Source organism: Novosphingobium sp., from assembly GCF_030696665.1.
GTDB lineage: Bacteria > Pseudomonadota > Alphaproteobacteria > Sphingomonadales > Sphingomonadaceae > Novosphingobium.
This window is the reverse complement of record NZ_JAUYRV010000014.1, coordinates 138965-159112: the sequence shown is the minus strand read 5'-3', so window position 1 is coordinate 159112 and position 20148 is coordinate 138965. Positions and strand designations below refer to the sequence as shown.

Annotated in this window: 22 protein-coding genes; 7 read left to right on the top strand and 15 right to left on the bottom strand. The window is 63.3% G+C overall.

Annotation, left to right across the window (positions count from 1 at the left end; all coding sequences use genetic code 11):
• The 5 genes from Q8R81_RS03720 to Q8R81_RS03700 form a co-directional block, all read right to left on the bottom strand.
• The coding region (locus Q8R81_RS03720; RefSeq protein WP_305616094.1) for an acyl-CoA dehydrogenase family protein at positions 1 to 479 on the bottom strand (479 nt) is incomplete at its 3' end.
• Positions 476 to 1690 carry an acetyl-CoA C-acetyltransferase gene (locus Q8R81_RS03715; RefSeq protein ID WP_305616093.1) on the bottom strand — a complete coding sequence of 405 codons (1215 nt, stop codon included), beginning with the start codon at positions 1688 to 1690 and terminating at the stop codon, positions 476 to 478. The genes Q8R81_RS03715 and Q8R81_RS03720, both read right to left, overlap by 4 nt.
• Positions 1687 to 2919, bottom strand: a complete 1233-nt coding sequence (locus Q8R81_RS03710; protein ID WP_305616092.1) for a CoA transferase — start codon at positions 2917 to 2919, stop codon at positions 1687 to 1689. The genes Q8R81_RS03715 and Q8R81_RS03710 overlap by 4 nt, the downstream gene beginning before the upstream one ends.
• Positions 2920 to 3057: 138 nt before the next feature.
• Positions 3058 to 4242 (bottom strand): acyl-CoA dehydrogenase family protein, encoded by a 1185-nt coding sequence (locus Q8R81_RS03705; protein WP_305616091.1) that lies wholly within the window; start codon positions 4240 to 4242, stop codon positions 3058 to 3060.
• A gap of 12 nt (positions 4243 to 4254) precedes the next feature.
• Positions 4255 to 5172 carry an SDR family NAD(P)-dependent oxidoreductase gene (locus tag Q8R81_RS03700; RefSeq protein WP_305616090.1) on the bottom strand — a complete coding sequence of 306 codons (918 nt, stop codon included), beginning with the start codon at positions 5170 to 5172 and terminating at the stop codon, positions 4255 to 4257.
• A 173-nt stretch (positions 5173 to 5345) separates the two neighbouring features.
• On the opposite strand from Q8R81_RS03700, the gene ndk reads away from it, so the two are divergent.
• From ndk to Q8R81_RS03685, 3 genes are all read left to right on the top strand, one after another.
• Positions 5346 to 5768, top strand: a complete 423-nt coding sequence (gene ndk, locus Q8R81_RS03695) for a nucleoside-diphosphate kinase (protein ID WP_305616089.1) — start codon at positions 5346 to 5348, stop codon at positions 5766 to 5768.
• A 239-nt stretch (positions 5769 to 6007) separates the two neighbouring features.
• On the top strand, positions 6008 to 8347 hold the full coding sequence (locus tag Q8R81_RS03690; RefSeq protein WP_305616088.1) for a TonB-dependent receptor: 2340 nt from the start codon (positions 6008 to 6010) through the stop codon (positions 8345 to 8347).
• Positions 8348 to 8432: 85 nt separating this feature from the next.
• Positions 8433 to 8690 carry a hypothetical protein gene (locus Q8R81_RS03685; protein WP_305616087.1) on the top strand — a complete coding sequence of 86 codons (258 nt, stop codon included), beginning with the start codon at positions 8433 to 8435 and terminating at the stop codon, positions 8688 to 8690.
• A gap of 40 nt (positions 8691 to 8730) precedes the next feature.
• Here the strand turns inward: Q8R81_RS03685 and Q8R81_RS03680 are convergent, their stop codons facing one another.
• From Q8R81_RS03680 to purM, 3 genes are read right to left on the bottom strand one after another with little or no spacing between them, the layout of a single operon-like run.
• Complete coding sequence (locus Q8R81_RS03680) at positions 8731 to 9867, bottom strand: MFS transporter (RefSeq protein ID WP_305616086.1); 1137 nt, start codon at positions 9865 to 9867, stop codon at positions 8731 to 8733.
• A 6-nt stretch (positions 9868 to 9873) separates the two neighbouring features.
• A complete protein-coding gene (purN, locus tag Q8R81_RS03675) occupies positions 9874 to 10815 on the bottom strand; it encodes a phosphoribosylglycinamide formyltransferase (RefSeq protein ID WP_305616085.1) in 942 nt (313 codons plus the stop codon).
• Positions 10808 to 11914, bottom strand: a complete 1107-nt coding sequence (gene purM, locus Q8R81_RS03670) for a phosphoribosylformylglycinamidine cyclo-ligase (RefSeq protein ID WP_305616084.1) — start codon at positions 11912 to 11914, stop codon at positions 10808 to 10810. Before purM ends, purN begins: the two co-directional genes overlap by 8 nt.
• Positions 11915 to 12047: 133 nt before the next feature.
• Between purM and Q8R81_RS03665 the strand changes: the two genes are divergently transcribed.
• Genes Q8R81_RS03665 through Q8R81_RS03650 form a run of 4 tightly spaced genes read left to right on the top strand, consistent with a single transcriptional unit; the run spans position 12048 to position 15080 of the window.
• The gene (locus Q8R81_RS03665) at positions 12048 to 13316 is read left to right on the top strand and encodes a heavy-metal-associated domain-containing protein (protein WP_305616083.1); all 1269 of its coding nucleotides are present in this window, start codon (positions 12048 to 12050) and stop codon (positions 13314 to 13316) included.
• Between the two features lie 34 nt (positions 13317 to 13350).
• A complete protein-coding gene (locus Q8R81_RS03660; protein ID WP_305616082.1) occupies positions 13351 to 13965 on the top strand; it encodes a DnaA ATPase domain-containing protein in 615 nt (204 codons plus the stop codon).
• Between the two features lie 27 nt (positions 13966 to 13992).
• Positions 13993 to 14712: a serine O-acetyltransferase EpsC gene (gene epsC / locus Q8R81_RS03655; protein ID WP_305616081.1), complete on the top strand. Its 720-nt coding sequence runs from the start codon at positions 13993 to 13995 to the stop codon at positions 14710 to 14712.
• A 32-nt stretch (positions 14713 to 14744) separates the two neighbouring features.
• Positions 14745 to 15080, top strand: a complete 336-nt coding sequence (locus Q8R81_RS03650; RefSeq protein ID WP_305616104.1) for a DUF2794 domain-containing protein — start codon at positions 14745 to 14747, stop codon at positions 15078 to 15080.
• An 8-nt stretch (positions 15081 to 15088) separates the two neighbouring features.
• Here Q8R81_RS03650 and Q8R81_RS03645 read toward each other — a convergent pair whose 3' ends face one another.
• From Q8R81_RS03645 to acpS, 7 genes are all read right to left on the bottom strand, one after another.
• On the bottom strand, positions 15089 to 15493 hold the full coding sequence (locus Q8R81_RS03645) for a PaaI family thioesterase (protein ID WP_305616080.1): 405 nt from the start codon (positions 15491 to 15493) through the stop codon (positions 15089 to 15091).
• The gene (locus Q8R81_RS03640; RefSeq protein ID WP_305616079.1) at positions 15490 to 16026 is read right to left on the bottom strand and encodes a PaaI family thioesterase; all 537 of its coding nucleotides are present in this window, start codon (positions 16024 to 16026) and stop codon (positions 15490 to 15492) included. The genes Q8R81_RS03645 and Q8R81_RS03640 overlap by 4 nt, the downstream gene beginning before the upstream one ends.
• Before the next feature lie 68 nt (positions 16027 to 16094).
• Positions 16095 to 16562, bottom strand: coding sequence for a Holliday junction resolvase RuvX (gene ruvX, locus Q8R81_RS03635; RefSeq protein ID WP_305616078.1), 468 nt, complete (start codon positions 16560 to 16562; stop codon positions 16095 to 16097).
• Complete coding sequence (locus Q8R81_RS03630) at positions 16559 to 17680, bottom strand: DUF3089 domain-containing protein (protein ID WP_305616077.1); 1122 nt, start codon at positions 17678 to 17680, stop codon at positions 16559 to 16561. The genes ruvX and Q8R81_RS03630 overlap by 4 nt, the downstream gene beginning before the upstream one ends.
• A gap of 19 nt (positions 17681 to 17699) precedes the next feature.
• Positions 17700 to 18761 (bottom strand): AI-2E family transporter, encoded by a 1062-nt coding sequence (locus Q8R81_RS03625; protein ID WP_305616076.1) that lies wholly within the window; start codon positions 18759 to 18761, stop codon positions 17700 to 17702.
• 5 nt (positions 18762 to 18766) lie between these two features.
• Positions 18767 to 19726 (bottom strand): signal peptidase I, encoded by a 960-nt coding sequence (gene lepB / locus Q8R81_RS03620; protein ID WP_371135302.1) that lies wholly within the window; start codon positions 19724 to 19726, stop codon positions 18767 to 18769.
• On the bottom strand, positions 19723 to 20142 hold the full coding sequence (gene acpS / locus Q8R81_RS03615; protein WP_305616075.1) for a holo-ACP synthase: 420 nt from the start codon (positions 20140 to 20142) through the stop codon (positions 19723 to 19725). Before acpS ends, lepB begins: the two co-directional genes overlap by 4 nt.
• Positions 20143 to 20148 lie beyond the last annotated feature (6 nt).

The following is a 20148-nucleotide window of genomic DNA, read 5'->3' as shown; positions in this document are numbered from 1 at the left end:
CGGCTGGTCCAGATCTTCTGGCCATTGACCACGTACTCGTCGCCCTCGCGCCGGGCAAAAGTGCGAAGGCTGGTCGTGTCGGTCCCGCTGGTCGGCTCGGTCACGCCAAAGGCCTGCAACCGCAGTTCCCCGCTGGCGATCTTGGGCAGATAGGCCTGCTTTTGCTCCTCGGACCCATGTCGCAGGATCGTGCCCATCGTGTACATCTGCGCATGGCACGCGCCGCCATTGCCGCCCTCGGCCTGCACGGTCTCAAGGATCGCCGCCGCCGCGCTAAGGCCAAGGCCGGACCCGCCGTATTCATCAGGAATCAGCACCGAAAGATATCCCGCTTCGGTCAGGGCATTCACGAAGTCGGTCGGATATTCGCGGGCCGCGTCCAGCTTGCGCCAGTACTCGCCGGGAAACTGCGCGCACAATTTGCGAACGCCTTCACGGATTTCGCCGTGGTCCTCGCTGTCGTAGGGGGAGAGGATCACCGCGCCGCCTCGAACACCGCCGCAATCCCCTGACCGCCGCCAATGCACATCGTCTCCAGCCCATAGCGCCCCCCGCGCCGCTGCAATTCGCGCGTCCGGTTGGCCAGATTGCGCCCGCCGGTCGCGCCGAGGGGATGGCCCAGCGAGATGCCCGAGCCGTTGACGTTGAGCATGGCGTGGCGGCTGTCATCGTCCGACCAGCCCCAGCCTTTCAGGCAAGCCAGAACCTGCGGCGCAAAGGCTTCATTCAGTTCGATCAGGTCGATGTCAGACCACGATAAGCCATTGCGCGCAAACAGCCGCTCGGTGGCAGGCACCGGGCCATACCCCATCCGCGAAGGATCACAGCCCGCCGCCGCCCACGAATGGAACCACGCAATCGGCTCCAGCCCCAGTTCCTCCAGCTTGTCCTCCGCCACGACCAGACATGCCGCCCCTGCATCGTTCTGCTGGCTGGCATTGCCCGCCGTCACAACGCCGCCTTCCAGCGCGCGCAACTTGCCCAGCGATTCCGCCGTAGCGTCCGCGCGATACCCCTCGTCATGTGCGAAGATCACCGGATCGCCCTTCTTCTGCGGCACCGGCACTGCCACCAGTTCATCCTGGAACAGCCCGCCCGCCCAAGCCGCCGCTGCCCGCTGGTGGCTGCGCGCAGCATAAGCATCGCAAGCCTCACGGCTGATGCCGAAGTCCTTGGCCAGATTCTCCGCCGTCTCGATCATCCCGCTGATCACGCCATAGCGCTCCACCGGCTGGCTCATCACGCGCCCCCGCGTCAGCCGGTCATGCAGCGTCAGCGATCCTGCGCGCACACCCTTGCGCACGTCGGTGGTATAGTGCTCCACGTTGGACATGGACTCCACGCCGCCCGCCACCACCACGTCGGAAACCCCGGTCTGCACCATCATCGCCGCATTGACGATCGCTTGCAGCCCTGATCCGCAGCGCCGGTCCAACTGATAGCCCGGCACCGCTTCGGGCAGCCCTGCCAGCAACCATGACCAGTGCGCGATGCACGGCGCTTCGCCATTCCCATACCCTTGCGCAAACACCACATCGTCCACCCGCGCCGGATCGATCTTGGTGCGCTCCATCAGCGCTTTCAGAACCACCGCGCCCAGTTCGCCAGCGGTCAGCGAGGACAGCGCCCCGCCAAACTTGCCAACGGCAGTGCGGATAGGGGCAACGATGGCGGCTCTACGCAGGGTCATGTCTTGTCCTTGTCAGAAGTGGCAACCACGCCCCGGTCGATCAGCGCGGCAATTTGGCCTGATGAAAGCCCCAGCCGCTCCGCCAGCACTTCCTCGCTGTCCTGACCTAGGTAGGGCGCAGGCATCGGGTCACCGGCTTCACGATCTGGGATGTTGGCAAAGCTGCGTGGCGCGGGATAGGCAAAGCCGCTCGGGTTGGCGGGGGAAGGGCCGAACAGCGGATTGTTGGCCACCAGTTCAGGATCGCGCGCCATCTCGTGCATGGTGCGATAATGCTCAAACGTGGCCCCGGCCTTGGTCAGCCGCGCGGCAAGGTCGGCATAGTCAAACCGCTCTGCTGCCTGCTGGAACAGGGCGAACAGCCGGTGGCGGTGGACGAAGCGGTGGTGATCGCTGGCGAGGAAGCTGACGCCCAGCTCCGCCTCCAGTCCCGCCACCGCCTCGTCCAGCCCAAAGGCCTCAACTGTCGCCTTCCACTGCTTGGGCGTCAGCGCGGCAACCATGAAGCGCTTGCCATCACGGCTGCGGAAATCGCGCCCGAATGCGCCCCAGATGGCATTGCCGATCCGCTCCCGGTCATCCCCGCGATAGAGCATTTCCGCCGCAGCCCCGGCGTTGAACGCCGTGCCTATCGCCACATCGCCCAGCGGCACGCGCAACTCGCTGCCTTCGCCAGTTGCATCGCGGTGGCGCAGCCCGGCCAGCAGGGCAAAGGCGCAATAGGCCCCGGTGATGAAATCCCACGCAGGCAGAACCTGGTTCACCGGACGCGCATCGTTCGCATCCCACTCTTCCGGCCCGGTCATCAGCGGATAGCCTGCAGCAGCGTTGACCGTAAAGTCCATCGCCTGCCGCCCGTCATGCCAACCCATGATCCGCACCGAAACCAGATCGGGCCGCCCCGCCGCGATCCGGTCATGCGCCATGAAGCTTTCCGCCGGCAGGTTGGTGATGACCTGCCCGGTCTGCTGCGCCAACCGAACCGCCAGTTCGCGCCCCTCAGTGGTCTGCAGATCCAGCGCCACGCTCTTCTTCGCGCGGTTGAGGTTCTCCCACGAAAGCGACCGCCCCTCGCGCGTCATCATGTAGCGCCGGTAGTCCAGCCCGCCGCGCCGGTCGTCAACGCGGATCACTTCTGCGCCCATTTGTGCGCAATAGAGGCCCGCCGTGGGGGAGGCCACGAACGAGGAAACCTCGACAATCGAAAGGCCGGAGAGGAGATTATACACGGCAGTTCCTCCCCATATCGGGGAGGGGGACCGCCGGAACGGTGGTGGTGGGGGCTATCAACCCGGCACTGCGCCTGTGGAGAGCCCCCTCCACCACGCCGCTACGCGTCGCGGTCCCCCTCCCCGGTTCGGGGAGGATCACCAAACCGCCCCTTCGCTGCTGAATTCGCGCAGCAGGCTCTTGGCGATCTGCAATTGCATGATCTGGCTGGTGCCCTCGTAAATGCGCAGGATGCGCGCATCGCGGAAGAAGCGCTCCGCCGGATATTCGGCAAGGTAACCCGCCCCGCCAAACACCTGCACGCACCGATCCACCACGCGCCCGCAGGCTTCGGACGAGAACAGCTTTGCCGACGCCGCCTTGCGCTGGATATTCTCGCCCCGGTCCGCGCGGGCGCAGGCGTCGGCGATCATGCATTCGGCGGCATAGAGTTCGGCCTCGCTGTCGGCCAGCATCGCCTGGATCAGCTGGAAGTTCGCAATCGGCTCGCCAAACGCCTTGCGCTCGGTGGCATAGCGGATTGCGGTGTCGAGCGCGCGCCGCCCCATGCCCACGCCCATGCCCGCCACCGAAAGCCGCCCGTTATCAAGGCTCTGCATCGCAATCTGAAAGCCCCGGCCTTCTTCGCCCCCGACCAGCGCTGAACCCGGCACATGCACGTCGTCCATGATGACATCGGCAATGTGCGCGCCTGCTTGCCCCATCTTCTTGTCCGGCTTGCCGATAGTGATGCCCGGCGTGGTCATGTCGACGATGAAGGCGGATACATGCGCGTTCTTGGCCAGCGCTTCCTTTGATGTGCGCGCCATGATCAGCCCGATCTTCGCACTGGGGCTGTTGGTGATGTACCGTTTCGTCCCGTTCAGCCGGTATCCGTTGCCATCACGCACCGCCATCGTCTGCATCGCCGCACTGTCAGACCCTGATCCCGGCTCGGTCAGGCCAAAACACGCAATCTCGCCGCTGGCGATGCGTGGCAGCCATTCGGCCTTCTGCTCTGCCGTGCCGAAATTCTTGATCGCGGTGCCGGTCATGCCGATGTTTATAGACATGGTCGAACGGTACGCCGGTGCAGCAAAGCTCAACTGCTTCACCGTCTCGATATATTGGCTGACATTCATGCCCGCCCCGCCAAACTCCTCGGGGATGGTAATGCCGAACAGCCCCATCTCGCGCATCTCGCCCAAGATGTCGTCAGGAATGCGGTCCTGCGCGATCACGTCCTCCTCAGCCGGAATCAGCCGCTCACGCACATAGCGGCGCAGTTGTTCGATAAACTGGTCAAAGATTTCGGCGTCCATACCGGGATTGACAGTGCTCATATGGATAAATCCTCAGACCGGATCATAGGGGAAAACGTGCGCCGAAACTTCGTCCGCGCGCGCAAAAGCAGGTTTGAATGCCGGGATCAGTTCCTCGGCAATCGCGGCAGGCGTCCACCCCTCCAGCTTGACCATCGAGCGCACCGGGCGCGGCTTGCTGAAAAGCAGGATCTCGTTCTTCCGCACCGAAAACACCTGATTGGTGACCTCGCTTGAAAGATCCGACGCCAGATAGGCCACCAGCGGCGCAATCTTGTCGGCGCTCATCGTTTGCAGCCGCTCCACCCGCTGCTTCTGCTCGGGCGTTTCCGCCGGGATCGAGGCGGTCATGCGGCTCCACGCAAAGGGTGCCACGCAGTTTGACCGCACACCCCAGCGCGCCATATCCAGCGCGATGGATTGCGACATCGCCACCAGCCCCAGCTTGGCCGCCGAATAGTTCGCCTGCCCCACATTGCCGATCAGCCCGCTGGTTGACGTAAAATGGATGAAGCTGCCCGATGATTGCTCACGAAAATAGGGCGTCGCCGCCTTCGACACGTTGAACGCGCCGGTCAGGTTCACGTCGATCACCTGGGTCCAGTCTTCGTAAGACATCTTGTGCCAGATCGTATCGCGCAGGATTCCGGCGTTGTTCACCACCGCATCGATCCGGCCAAAGCGCTGGACGGCGTCTTCCACGATGGTCGCCGCGCCCAATGGATCGGCCACGCTGGCAAGGTTGGCCCAAGCCCTGCCGCCCGCCGCCACAATGTCATCCACCGTGGTCTGTGCAGGGCCAGCGTCCCCGCCATCGCCCGCTTGCGCCACGCCGGGATCGTTGACCACCACCGCTGCACCTTCACGCGCACACAGCAACGCAATCTCGCGCCCGATCCCGCGCCCTGCGCCGGTCACAGCAACGACTTTGCCTTCAAGCACGCCAGCCATCCGAATCTCCGCTTGCCTCTTTCGGCGGATGTTAAGCGCGCGATTAAAAAGCTTCAACTGCTACGACGCATTTTTCTGGAAAACGCCGATTGCTGCGCCGCACCTTGCGGTTTCCGGCAAACCGGGCTAGGGGCGCGCCCATCGAATTCGCAACGTTTCGCAAGGAAATTCTCATGGCGGTTACCCGCACTTTCTCGATCATCAAGCCTGATGCCACGCGCCGCAACCTGACCGGTGCGGTCACCAAGATGCTGGAAGAAGCTGGCCTGCGCGTCGTCGCTTCCAAGCGCATCCATATGAGCCGCGAACAGGCCGAAGGCTTCTACGCCGTTCACCGCGAACGTCCGTTCTTTGGCGAACTGGTCGAATTCATGATCTCCGGTCCGGTGGTCGTGCAGGTTCTCGAAGGTGAGAACGCGATGCAGCGCAACCGTGACATCATGGGCGCCACCAACCCTGCCAATGCTGAACCCGGCACGATCCGCAAGGAACTGGCTGAATCGATCGAAGCAAACTCGGTCCACGGTTCGGATTCGGATGAGAACGCGGCCATCGAAATCGCCTACTTCTTCAAGCCCGAAGAAATCGTCGGCTGATCCTTTCCGATCAGGTTGACCGTCAAAAGGGCCGGGGCAGCAATGCTCCGGCCCTTTTCGTGCCGGTAGGCCGTAAAGCTGTCATTTGGTAGAATGTTGCGTCATTGCAACGCTTCATTGCGAAACGGATGTTATCACCTATAGCCATAATTGTAGGTGCTACTTACAAATGTTATAGCACAGGCAGTCCCGAAATTCGGACGTATGGAACCGTGAATGTTCCACAGGGAGGATACCTGATGCTTACTCACCGCGCTTCCGCGCGCTTGCTTGCGCGCACCAGCATTGTTGCTGCCGCCGCTTTCGCCATTGCCCAGCCCGCCTTCGCGCAGGACGCCGCTCAGCAGGCCGCTGACGAAGGCGTCGGCACCGAAATCATCGTGACCGCGCAAAAGCGTGCGCAGTCGCTTTCGGACGTTTCGCTTTCGGTTTCCGCCGTCGGCACAGAAGCGCTGGCTGCCAACAACACCGTCACGCTTGAAGGCCTTCAGGCACTGGTCCCGTCGATCAGCTTCGGCAACGATTTCAACTTTGCCAAGCTGTTCATTCGCGGCATCGGCCTCTCCAGCTCGCTGCCCGGCGTCGATCCTTCGGTCGCGCTTCATGTCGATGGCGTCGTGGTCAGCCTCGCTCAGGCCCAGCTTGGCTCGATGTTCGATCTTGAACGCGTTGAAGTGCTGCGCGGCCCGCAGGGCACGCTTTATGGCCGCAATGCCACCGGCGGCGCAGTCAACCTCATCACCGCCAAGCCCAGCGATACGCTCGAAGGCTATGTCCGCCAGACGCTTGGTGGCGATGCCCTGCTGATCCAGACCGATGCTGCCATCGGCGGCCCGATTGCCGAAGGCGTGCGTGGCCGTCTGGCCGTGCAGCGCATCAAGCGCGATGGCTTCGGCGTCAACGAATTCACCGGCAACGAGATCGACAACCTGAACCAGTGGTCGGGCCGTGCGCACCTTGAATTCCTGCCTTCGGATTCGGTGAACATCCTGCTGACCGGCGAATATCACCGTGAAGACGATCGCTCGCTGGCCATCAAGTTCCGCGAAGTGTCGTTCCCCGGCGTTCTGAACGACACTGTTGCTGCCAACGACGGTCTCAGCGCGCTGGGCCAGCGCCTGAATGCGGACGGTTCACAAGCCCGCTTCGCCACCAATCCGCGCAACATCGCCACGAACTTTGATCCGATCAATGATCGTGAACAGTGGGCGCTGACCGGTGCGATCACCGTGGACGCCAGCGATGCAATCACGCTCAAGTCGCTGACCAGCTATCGCAGCTTCGACGCGATCTTCTTCCACGATTTCGATATGTCGACCTACCTCGGCTATCCGCTGGCGCAGACCAATGCCCTGCGCAGCAGCGCCAATCACTGGCAGCCGGTGTTCCAGCACCAGTTCAGCCAGGAATTGCAGGCGAACGTCGATACCGACAAGTTCCACGGCGTGTTCGGCCTGTTCTATCTGGACGAACAGATCGAGGTGGAAAACCACATCGGCCTTGATGTGCTGACCAACACCGATCCGTTCCGCGTGCAGTTCGATGGCCGCTTGGATGTGAAGACCTGGGCCGCCTTCGCCAACATGACCTATGACCTGTCCGATAAGTTCTCGGTCAAGGCTGGCGCGCGCTACAGCTGGGAAGAGCGTCGCCTGCGCAATCAGGCGGGCCTCGGTTCGGCTGCGCTAAACCGTCTGGTTCTCGATCCGCTTCAGTGGGATGCAACCAAGTCGTGGGACGATTTCTCGCCCTCACTCGGCTTTGAATTCCGCCCGAACGACGATCTGATGCTCTACGGCAACTGGTCGCGCGGCTTCAAGAGCGGCACCGCTGAAATCGGCTCCACCCGCAAGCTTTCGGCCACGCAAGCCTCGCCGTTCGTCGATCCGGAAAAGGTCGAAGCCTTCGAAGTGGGCAGCAAGTATTCCGCAGGTGCGCTCAGCGCGAACCTCGCGGTGTTCTTCCAGCGCCTGAAGAATGGTCAGTTCTCGCTGACCCGCGCGATCCCCACGCCGCCGTTCTTCACCAGCACGCTGACCAACGCGGCCGTTTCGGAAGCCTATGGTGCCGAATTTGACGTGCTGTGGCGTCCGTCGCGTGAATTCACCGTCAATGCATCGGTCGGATACCTGCATTCGGAATTCACCAAGTTCTCTGCTTCCGATCCGCTCGATCCGCGCCTGTTTGCGCCCGGTGCCGTGGAATCGCAGCTGATCAAGGACTTGTCGGGCAATGCCACGCGCATGAGCCCCAAGTGGAGCCTCAACCTCAACCCGACCTACAGCGTGGGCATGAACAACGGCGGCGAAGTGCAGTTCGGCAGCAACTTCTCCTACCGCTCCAAGCAGTTCCACACTGAATTCAACGATGATCGCATGGCGCAGGATGGCTACATCCAGCTCGATGCCAACATCCGCTACAAGCACTCGGACGGCCACTTCTCGGCCAATGCATGGGTCCGCAACATCACCAACGAACTGGTCTATGCGGGCAGCTTCGCGGTTTCCACCAGCCGTGCCATCGGTGGCACGCTGATGCCGCCGCGCACGTATGGCATTACGCTGGGCTACGATTTCTGATCCACCCCGTCTTGGGGAACTCCTACGGGCCGCCGGTTCACTCCGGCGGCCCTTTTTGTTATGGCTGGGGGCAAGGGAGATTCGGATGCAAGGAATGGGTCAGGCAGGCGGCGGGGACGATTGCCCCTTTGCGTTCAATTTCGATGCGGCCACGTTCAAGGTGGGCGATGTCGTCAGCTATCGCGTGACCGGCAATCCGATGTTCGAAGACATGCCCTTCGCAGGCGAACTGGTTGAAGTGCATGATGATTTCGTGGTGATTGCTGGCGATGCCAGTGATCCGTCGGTGCGTTATCGCGGCTCGCGCGAAAGCCGCCCGCAGGTCGATTCCAGCCAGATCTGACGATGCTTTCCGAAGTGCACCTAGATGCACCTAACTGCACCTAGGCGGCGGTTGCCTGCCTGTACCACTGCGCAAGACCCCACCAGATCGCCCCAATCGCGGCCAGTGCGAGGAGGATGGGAACGGTATAGCCGAACCCCAGGTGGAGGATCGTGGCGGCGACCAATGCGGCGGTCGAACAGCCAAGATCCCACCCGCCCTCGGTCGCCATGTTGAACCGCAGCGTACACTGGGAACGCTGCGCCATCGCGTAGAGCGGGGAGAGCATGGCGGTGGCGAGCATCGGCGCGACGAGCGCGCCGAGTGCCGTGGCAACGAGCGCGGGGAGCGGCGTTGCCCACGCCAAGGCTTTGATTCCTATGACGATTGCGCCGAGGCCATAGGCTAGCGTCAATGAGTGCGCAGCGCGTCCGCCGTCGATCAGGCGGCCGATCAGCAGGCTGCCTGCCGCCGCGCCGACTCCCGCCAGTGCCAGCGCACCGCCGAAATTTTCGAAGCTTTGCCCGAGGGTTACGAACAGGGCGAGGTTCCACACGACGTTGGCGCAGCCCGATTGCAGCCCTTCGGCGAAGTAGATGCGGCGCCCGAAGCGGACGATGTCCGGGTCTGCGCGCGATTCCGGGTTGATCGTGGGGTTAGGCGCGCCGAGCAGGGGAGTGCCTGCAAGCATCTGAAACACTGCGATAATTGCGAATCCCGCCAGCGGCCCGACCCACGACAACAAGACCCCACCGATGACGGGGGCAACGATGCCGACCGTGGCGGTCGTCGCCTGCTGGATCGAAACCTGCCGCCCCATCGCGGCATTGTCTCCGGCGGCGGAGACATAGGCGTGGTAGCCGGTCCAGTAGAGCACGCTGCCAAGGCCAGTGACGAGGATATAGGCCATCAGCATCGGCCCCAAGCCACTGACAAAAGGCAACATTATATACGAGGCGGCGCGGATCACCACGCCCAGCAGCAGGACGCTACGCAGCCCGTAGCGGTGGGCGAGGGGCAGGACGGCGGCGCGCAGGGCGAAGCGGGAGAGCAGCACGAGCGCGAAACTCGCCAGCGCGAAGGAGGGGCTAAGCCCTTGTTTCACAAGGAAGCCGACCACGAACAGCCCGCCGCTCGCCTCTACAAACGATTGCAGTCCGGCATGAGCATAGATGCGGCGGATCGTGGTGAGCGCCATGCTGCGTTAAAAGTCCATCATTGCGGAAAGGCGGCGCGGGGCGACAGCGGCCCAACTGCGGCGGAGCCAGTCTGCGGCGTGGTCCCAATCGACGTCCGGACGGTTGAGAATCAAGCCTGCCCAACCACTTGCACCGTAATAGGCGGGGCGGAACCACGTGTCCTCATCCTGTTCGATCAGCGCGGTCAGTTCGTCCTGCCCGCTGGTTTTTACCAGCAGTGCGATGTGCGGGGTGCCGTGGTGCTGATCGTTGAAATAGGCGAAATATTTGCCGCCCACCCGCCATCCAGCAGCGCCGTGGCTTTCGCGCTCCTCCACTTGCGGAAGGGCAGCGGTGAGGGCGCGGACCTTCTCGAGCAGCCAGTCAGCGCTGGATTCGCGCGCGACGAAGGCGGCGAGGGTGCGTGAATAGAGCTGGTGTTCGGCAAACAGGACGCGGGCGGCGAGGGTGTCGCCGGTATCGCCGGGGATGATTGCCACCGGCGTCTGACCGAGGACCGGGCCGTCATCGAGTTCGGCGGTGACGAGGTGGACTGTGCAGCCGCCGTGCGAATCGCCCGCCTCAATCGCGCGGTCGTGCGTGTGCAAGCCTTTGTATTTGGGCAGCAATGAGGGGTGGATGTTGAGCATCCGGCCTTCCCAACGGCCTACGAATTCTGGGCTGAGGATGCGCATGTAGCCCGCCAGCGCGATATACCGCGCGCCTGCCGAAAGGACTTCCGCTTCCATCATCGCATCATGTTCGGCGCGGGGGATGCCCTTGTGGGGCAGGGCGAAGGTGGGCACGCCCTCTGCCTCGGCCAGTTTCAGGCCTGAGGCTTCGGGGTTGTTGGAAAGGACGAGGACGATTTCGTAGGGGCAGTCTGCCGCGCGCGACGCGTAGAGCAGCGCGGCCATGTTGGTGCCGCTGCCGGAGATGAAGACGGCGACGGGGGTGCGATCAGCCAAGGTGAACGGCTTCCCATGCCTCGCGCGCGGACCATGTTTCGGCGCTGCCGGTAACGGTGCAGCCCTTTTCGCCGGTCACGATTTCACCAACGCGATAAACCGTTTCGCCTGCTGCGGTGAGGTCGGCGGCCAGCGAATCGGCTTCTGCGGCTTCGACTGCGAGGATCATGCCGATGCCGCAGTTGAAAGTGCGGGCCATTTCGGCAGGCTCGATATTGCCCTGCGCCTGGAGGAAGGACATCAACCGGCTCTGTTCCCAGCTATCGGCATCGATGCGCGCGTGGAGGCCCTGTGGCAGGACGCGGGGCACGTTTTCGAGCAAGCCGCCGCCGGTGATGTGGGCGAGCGCATTGATGCGGCCAGAGCGGATGAAGGGCAGCAGGGTCTTCACATAGATGCGAGTCGGTTCAATCAGATAGTCGATCAGCAGGCGTTCGTTGTCGAACAGCGCGGGGCGATCCAGCTTCCAGCCCTTGTCTGCAGCGAGGCGGCGGACGAGGGAGTATCCGTTGGAATGGACGCCCGAGGAGGCGAGGCCGAGCAGGACGTTGCCAGCTGCCACGCGATCACCGGTCAGTTGTTCGCCGCGTTCCACCGCGCCGACGCAGAAGCCAGCGAGGTCATAATCGCCATCGGCATACATGCCCGGCATTTCTGCGGTTTCGCCCCCGATGAGGGCGCAACCGGCGATGCGGCAGCCATCGGCGATGCCCGCGACAACGCGCTCCGCCACGCCGTTATCAAGGCGGCCTGTGGCGAAATAATCGAGGAAGAACAGGGGTTCGGCACCCTGCACGATCAGATCGTTGACGCACATGGCGACCAGATCAATGCCGATCTGGTCATGCCGGTCATGGTCGATGGCCAGCTTTACCTTGGTGCCCACGCCATCGTTGCCCGCGACCAGCAGCGGGTCTTTGTAGCCAGCTGCCTTCAGATCGAAAAAGCCGCCGAAGCCGCCAAGTTCCGCATCCGCGCCGGGGCGGGCGGTGGATTTGGCCAGCGGGCCAATGGCCTTTACCAGCGCGTTGCCCGCGGCGATGTTCACGCCGGCCTGGGCGTAGCTGTAGCTCTGCGGCTTTTTATCCTGTTCGCTCATGGGAGGCGCGCCTAGCGCTTTCTTGCTTGGATTTCCACTTGCCTTTGGGCAAAAGCGGACCCGCAAACACCGGAATTCGAATTCCGGGCACATTTTCGGCCAGTATCGCGGCCCAACGAAGTTCGGAGTTGTCTTGGTCGCCCTGCGCCTGCCTTTGGAAAATGTGAAGAACCGCAAGGTCTTGGGCCTTGGTCTTGCCGTGCTGTTGGCAGCGGGCGGGGCGATTCTGGTTGCTCAGATCGAAGGGGATCGCGGCATTCCGCCGATTGCCAGCAACGGCGATTTCGAGATTCGCGGGATCGAGGTGAACGCCACCGGCGACAATCCCGAAGACGCGCGGGCCAAGGGCTGGCGCGAGGCGCAGCGCAAGGCGTGGGAAAAGCTGTGGGAATCGAACGGCAGCGGCGGGGCCGCGCCGGGGCTGGACGATGGCACCATCGAATCGATGGTATCTGCCGTGGTGGTGGAGCGTGAGCAGGTTGGGCCGCGCCGCTACATCGCCACATTGGGCGTGATTTTTGACCGCGCGCGCATGGGTGAGCGGCTGGGGATGACCGGGGCGCGGGCGCGGTCTGCGCCGCTGCTTGTGATCCCGGTGCTCTATCAGGGCGGCGTGGCGACAGTGTTCGAGACGCGCACGCCGTGGCAAAAGGCCTGGGCGGATTATCGCACGGGTAACAGCGCGATTGATTATGTCCGCCCGATTGGCGCAGGGTCGGATTCGCTGCTGCTGACGGCTGGGCAACTGGACCGGCGCAGCCGCAACTGGTGGCGCATGATTCTGGACGAATTCGGCGCGTCTGACGTAATCATGCCGATTGCGCGGCTGGAGCGCGAGTATCCCGGTGGGCCAGTGCGGGGCACATTTACCGCGCGCTATGGCCCGGACAACCGGTTCCTCGGCAGCTTTACGCTGAACGCAAGGAACGAGGCCGAAGTGCCCAAGATGCTGGAGCAGGCGATTGGCCAGCTCGACAAGATCTTTTCGCAGGCGTTGGCAAATGGCGTGCTTAAGCCCGATCCGACCTTGAACATGGTCACGCAGATCGATCAGGCGCTGATCGACCAGACGATGCAGAAGCTGGGACCGGCCCCGGTGACGATGCAGGCTGAACCGGTGGGGGATGAACCGGGCGAGGCGACCGCCACGCCGACCGCTGCTGCAACCAGCACGTTTACGGTCCAGTTCGCAACCGAGGATGCGGCGGCGGTTGATGCCGGGATGTCTGCGATACGCAGCGTGGCGGGCGTCAAGAGCGCTGCTTCGACCTCAATCGCGATTGGCGGCACATCGGTGATGCGCGTGACCTATTCGGGCGAGATGGATGCGCTGGCAGCCGCGCTGCGGGCACAGGGCTGGCGCGTGACGGTGGGCGCGGGCGCGCTTTCGATCCGCAAGTAACGCTTATCCCTGAATTCAGCGTATAAGCGGCCAGATGTCGACGCAGATTGCCCTTCCGTTGGTGACGGCGCGCGGTTCTGAAACCGTGGTCATGGGACCAAGCCTTGTGCCGGTGATCGAGGCTTTGCAGGCGGCGGAAAGCTGGCCATTTCGCACTGCGATTCTGGCCGGGCCGCCGCGTTCGGGCAAAAGCCTGCTGGCGCGCTGGTTTGCTGAGAGCGGGGCGGGCGAGGTGGTGGACGGTGCCGATGCGCTGCCCGAAGACGAGGTGTTCCATCGCTGGAACCGCGCGCAGGCCGATGGAAAGCCGCTATTGCTGGTGGCGAATCGCGCTCCGGGAGAATGGAAGGTGGCGCTGCCCGATCTGGCATCGCGGCTGGGCGCGGCGCTGCTGATTGAAATTGCGCCGCCGGACGATGAACTGGTTGCCGGGCTGGTGGCGGAACTTTCCGCGCGGCGGGGGCTTGTGCTGGGGGAACAGGTGCTGAGCTATCTCCTGCCACGGCTGGAGCGGAGCCATGCGGAAATCGAGTTGCTGATTGAAACTCTTGACCGGCTCTCTCTTGAGCGTAAAGCACCCGTCACCATATCGCTGGTTCGTGATGCTTTGGCTGAGCGGACAGGAGAATTTCAGCCGCGCTTGCTTTAGCGCTGCTTTAGAGAGAGAATCAGGGGCATGTTCAACGGCCTGATCGCTTACATGGATTCGATCCGCTCGCGCGATCCTGCGCCGCGATCGCGTTGGGAAATCCTGCTTTACCCGGGGCTGTGGGCCGTGGGTTTCCACCGCGTGGCGCACTGGCTGTTTGAAGCGCGGCTGTTCTTCCTGGCGCGCGCGGTGAATCACCTCTCGCGCTTTCTGACGGCGATCGACATTCATCCCGGCGCGAAGATCGGCAAGCACCTGTTTATCGACCACGGCTTTACCGTGATTGGTGAGACGGCCGAAATTGGCGATAATGTGACGATTTACCAGTGCGTTACGCTGGGCGGGACCAATCCGGCCAATGGCGTTCCCGGCAAGCGCCACCCGACGTTGAGCGATAATGCCATCATCGGATCGGGCGCGCAGATCCTTGGGCCGATCACGGTGGGGCCGCGCGCGCGCGTGGGCGCCAATGCGGTGGTGACCGACGATGTGCCCGAAGGCGCGACGATGGTGGGCCTGAAAGCGCGGTCCACGCTGGTTCCGGCCGAGACGTGGCTCAAGGAATTCATCCCCTATGGCACGCCCTGCAAGGAGCCTTGCGAGCCGAACGGCGGAAGCCGGGTTGACGATCTGGAGGCCGAAGTTGCGGCTTTGAAGACTCAGGTTGCGGCATTGATCGCGGCGCAGGGTGGCGGTGAAACGCCAGCACCGACGCCGACCAGTGTTGGCGGGAGGACGCGCCGCTGAGCGGGACTGGCCCTGAGGTCGGTGCGCCCGGCATTGTAGTGCCCTTTCCGAATGTGCGCGCCGCCCAGCAGGTCGGGTTCGAACGGCTGGAACTGCTGAAAATACTCGACATCTATGGCCGCATGGTCGCCGCCGGGTTCTGGCGCGATTATGCGATGGATTTTGGCAAGGATGCGGCGGTGTTTGCCGCGTTCAAGCGCACGGCTGAGCGGCCTTCGGCGCGGATCGAGAAACGGCCTGCGTTGCGTGGCAAACAGGGCATGTGGGCTTTGTTTGGCGAGGCGGGGCAAGTGCTCAAGCGCGGGCACGATCTGGCAGGCGTGCTTTCGCCGCTGGAGCGCCGGTTGATGAAAGTGGTGGAGGATTAGCCCTCGGCTCAAACCTTTGGTTTGAGCAGGAAGTTCATCCAGCAGCTGGCGAGGGGTTTGTCACGGTCTGTCTGCCATGCTTCGGCGCGGACGTTGGCGATGCGGCGGCCTGCGCGGATGACCTGGCCGCGCGCAAAGGTTTCCACCGTGACACCGCCGCGCAGGTATTCCACCGAGATGTTGACGGGTTTGATGCGGACGCGTGAGTCCTCTTCACCGAGTTCGGCATGCAGCGCCATAATCGCGGCGATTTCGAGCAGTCCGGCGATGGCACCGCCGTGGAGATAGCCGGGGCGGCCCATCGCGCGATCCGAGAAGTCCATGACCAGCAACGGGCTGCCATCGAGCAGCCCTTCGATTCGCATGCCCATCGCGCGGGCATAGGGGGGTAGACGATCGGTTAGCTGCGTCATGCCTCCGTTCCTGATGTCGGGGACGGCCTTGATGTTGGGCTTTCTGGCGCGCGTGCCCAGCCTTCGGCCTCCACCTGAATGAAGATGCCGGCAGCGTGGGCCACAGGATCGGCAATGTCGCCATCGTGAGCGATCCCGCGCACGAAGGCCATCGACTGCTTGAGCTGGTAGCATTCGGCCCATGCGACGATGGCCTTGCCGGGAGTGGCGGCGCGCACGTAATCGACGCGCAGATCGAGCGTTACTTGCGGGCGGAAGGCGCCGCGCAGTGCCCAGACCGACATCGACGTGGCATTGTCGAGCAGGCTGATGATCGGACCGGACGCCAGCACTCCGGTTTCGGGATCGCCAACCAGATCCTCACGCCAAGGGAGGCCGAGTTCGACCCAATTGCTGCCGTGATCGCGGTAGTGCATGCCGATAAAGCCGGTGTGGCCGTGCTTCATCATGAACTTGCCAAAGCGCGAGGGATCGAACGCCATGTCTGGCGGGATCGAGGGACGCCCTCCGCTGCTTTCCGGTGTGCTGTTCATGGCCTATCCCTGCCGCAGCCTTGCTGGATTGACAAGCATCTTAAGCGAACAGTTAAGGTGCGCGGCGTCTAGAATGCACTTCCGACCAGCGCATCAATCGCGCCTTGCAGGATCAGCGCGGCAGCATGCGAATCGATGCGGGTGGCGCGTTTGGCGCGGCTGAAGTCCTGTTCGATCATCGCGCGTTCGGCGGCCTGCGTGGTCCAGCGTTCGTCCCACAGCAGGATCGGCAGGCCAAGGTCTTCAAGATTGCGGGCGATGGCGCGCGCACCCTGCGAGCGGGGGCTTTCAGACCCGTCCATGTTGATCGGCAGGCCGATGACGAGGCCTTTTACATCCCGTTCGGCGATGAGCGCGGCCAGCTTGGCCTTGTCGGCCATGAATTTGCCGCGCTGGAGTGTCTTGCCCGCCGTGGCAAAGCGCCATCCGCGATCACACAGCGCGATGCCGATGGTCTTGGTGCCGGTATCGAGGCCCATCAGCGCCCCGCCTTCCGGCAAAAGATCGCGCAGCGAAAGGGCGGACTGGGTGATCATTGACCGCCGTTTGCGTTGGCCCATGTGGCAACGCGGCGGTCCACATCGGCGCGCAGGTTGGCCCAGAACAGCGGAATGTCATAGATGTGGTAGTTGTTGCCCGGCAGCACGTGCGGCCCAAGCTCGGGCGGATCGCCGATCAGCAGGATGCCAGTGGCCGGATCGCAGCGGGCGGGCACTGCGCCGACGACCAGTTCGCCGCTCTTGAGATCTTCGCTGGGCTTCAACGTGCCGAGATTGGCACTGGCGGGGGCTGCGGGCGCGGACCCACCGTTCAGCGGATTGGTGCAGAGCACGGGGCGCGTGTCCTTGGCCTTTCCATCAAGCGCGGGGCGGGTGCGGTAGGCCTGGAGGACGAGTTCGAAATCAGCGGGTTCGGCAAAGCTCGACCAGCTCATCACGCAGCCGGTAAGGGTGGGGCCAGTGCAGGCGGGCAGGCCCATTGCGGGCAGATCGTGCTCCACCGAGATCGGCCAGCCTACCGCATAGGCGGCGACCACGCGCGCGGCGAGGGGCGTGCCTGCCACGCGGTCCTTGAGCAGATGGATCAGGTGCAAGCTGCCCTGGCTGTGCCCGCCCAAGACGATGGGGGTATCTGCCGGGATCGCAGCGACGAAGCTGTCAAACGCCTGCCGCACATCGAGATAGGCCAAATCGAGCGCCAACTGCCCTTCGGCTTTTTCGGTCAGGAAAGCGCCGAACGCGGCTTGGCGATAGCGCGGTGCCCAGACCTGCGCTTGCCCGTTGAAGGCGGTGGCCATGCCGTGCAGAAAATAGCTGGCACGGCGGTTTGTGTCGGTATCGTCAAGCGGGCCGTTCCATGCCTTGCGCGCAAGATAGCTGGTTGGGTGGATGAAGAACACGGCCGCCGGGCCGGTTCCCTTCTTCACACCTGCCGGTGCCCACTGCGAAGGGTCGGCCGCACCAATGCCGGGACGTGAGAGCCACATCTTGTTCCCGGCGTAGGCATCAACGGGCAGCGGATCGAGCCGGACATAGTCTGAACGCGGGACGAAAGCGAAACGGCTCAACTCAGTTGACCAGATACGCAGGGCAAACAGCGCCGCGATTACCAGCACGGCGAGAATGGCGATCATGTAGAGGAATTTGCGGGCCATCGGTTTCTCGTCAGGTTGGTCAAATAGAGGCGCGGTGGGCGTCGTTCTTTTCTGCCTGTCGTTCGAGCGCAATCTTGATCATCGCGACGATCGGATCAGCAAGCATCAGCCCGAGAATACCGAACAGCAGCCCGAACACCAACTGTGCGCCAAGCACCAGCGCCGGTGCAAGATCAACGGTGCGCCGCGCCACCATCGGGACGATGATATTGCCATCGACCGTTTGCACGGTGACATAGACGGCAATGCAGAACAGCCCGGTTTCGGTGCCGACGGAAAAACCGACGAGGATCATCAGCAGGCCCGAGATCGGCGCGCCGATATTGGGCAGGAAGGCCAGCAATCCGGTGAGCAGGCCAAGCAGCGCTGCCATTGGCACGCCCCACCATGCCAGCAGCGCCCATGTGGCCACGCCTTCGACGATCATGCCGAGCAGTCGCCCGAACAGCAGCATGCGCAGCGCCTTGCCCATGCGCTGGGCGGTGCCTTCCCAGCGATCGCGGCTGTCTTCGGGCAGCATCCAGCCCACGCCACGCCGGTAAAGATCGGGTTCCAGGACGAAGTAGATCGACAGGATGAAAATGAGGAATCCGGTGGTGAAGCCGCCGAAAATGCCACCCAACGCGCGCGTGACCTGACCGACGCTGCCGAGCACCTGCGAGGCGATCTGCTGCAGGTTGACGTCCTGCATGGTAATGCCGTGACGCTGTGCCAGTGCAGTAAGGCGGACGAGCTGGGCTTCGATCACGGTCGGCAATTGCGCTGCCTGCGCCGCAATCTGGCCCCCTGCGAAAATCACCAGCCAGACAAGAAACGCAAAGACCGCGACCAGCACCACGGTGATCCGCAGGCCCCTTGGCATCCACGGCGCGAATCGGCGGATGAGGCGCTGCCCGCCATCAATCATTGCGGCAAGGACGATGCCGCCAATGATCACCATGATCGGCTGTGCCAGCATCACCGCCAGCGCGAAAAGCGAAGCTATGCCGATCCACACCGTGGCCTTCTTCGCCTCGCGGCGGACCATGTCATCCTTGATGTCGGTTGGCCCGGCGGTTCTGGCCGGGGTCTGATCCTGCATCTGGTTCAGCGCTCCCCTGGTGCCATATCCGTCACCGGTGCCGGAGCAGCAGGCTGGCCGATTGCAACTGGGCGACGGATTTCAGGCCGCAGTCTGGTCCACGCACGGGCATCGCGCAAGGAGGACCACCATGTCAGCGGGTTGAGCGATTCGCTGCCGTCGAGCGAGAACGTGACGAATTCCGCACGCCCGCCGACGTTGGCGAGCGGGACTGGACCGCCAAGGCCGCGCTCTTCCACGGTCGCGCGGCTGTCTGCCGAATGATCGCGATTGTCGCCCATCAGGAAGACGTGGCCTGCCGGAACCAAGGTTTCGGGGTAATTGTCCAGCATCTGGTCCGTATGGTCGATCACCAGATAGCTTGCGCCATTGGGCAAGGTTTCGCGGAAGGCGGGCAGTTCATAAACCTCGCGCCCATTGGCCAGCCGCGTGCGGTAGCGTTCGAACATGTCGTAGCACGGAGCACCATCGCACGAGAGCAGCGGGTCGGCGGGGATCTGCACCGGCGGCTCGGCCTGCTGCGGCACGAGCTTGCCGTTGAGGATGATCTGGCCGTGGATCACTGTGATACGATCCCCGGGCAGGGCGACCACGCGCTTGATATAATCCTCGTCACGATCCGGCGGCACGGCGATGACAATGTCGCCATATTCTGGCGTGTTTGCAAAGACGCGCTTGTCCCCGCGCGGCAGCACGTGGAACGAAGCCGACACCCACGACCAGCCGTAGGGATACTTCGACACGATCAGGCGGTCGCCCACCAGCAGGTTGGGCATCATCGAAATCGATGGGATATAGAACGGCTTGGCGATCAGGCTGTGAAACACCACTACGGCCAGCAGCATGAGCGCGAGACCGCGAATTTCAGCCCACCAATCCACACCACCCTCAGGTGGCGGGGGTGGGGAGAGCGGTTCGGGCGGCAACTGTTCGGATGCCGGGTGTTCGGACGGATGGTCGGTCAAGCGGCTGGCGTTCCGGAAAGGGGGCGGGCCTCGATAACCACAAAGGCTTGCGCCCAAGGATGATCGTCGGTCAATGTCAGGTGGATTGCAGCTTCGTATCCGGCTGGCGTGATCGCGGCAAGCCGTGCGGCCGCGCCGCCGGTGAGCGCCAGTGTGGGCGCGCCGGAGCGGGCATTGACCACGCCGATGTCCTTCATGAACACACCTGCCTTGAACCCGGTGCCAACCGCCTTCGAGAAGGCTTCCTTGGCGGCGAAGCGCTTCGCCAGTGTTCCGGCCATTGTATAGGGGCGGCGCGCGGCCTTGGCCTTTTCCACATCGGTGAACACGCGGTTGAGGAAACGCTCTCCAAAGCGGTCGAGCGAGTTCTGGATGCGGTCAATATTGCAGAGGTCCGAGCCGATGGAGAGGATCACGGCGCG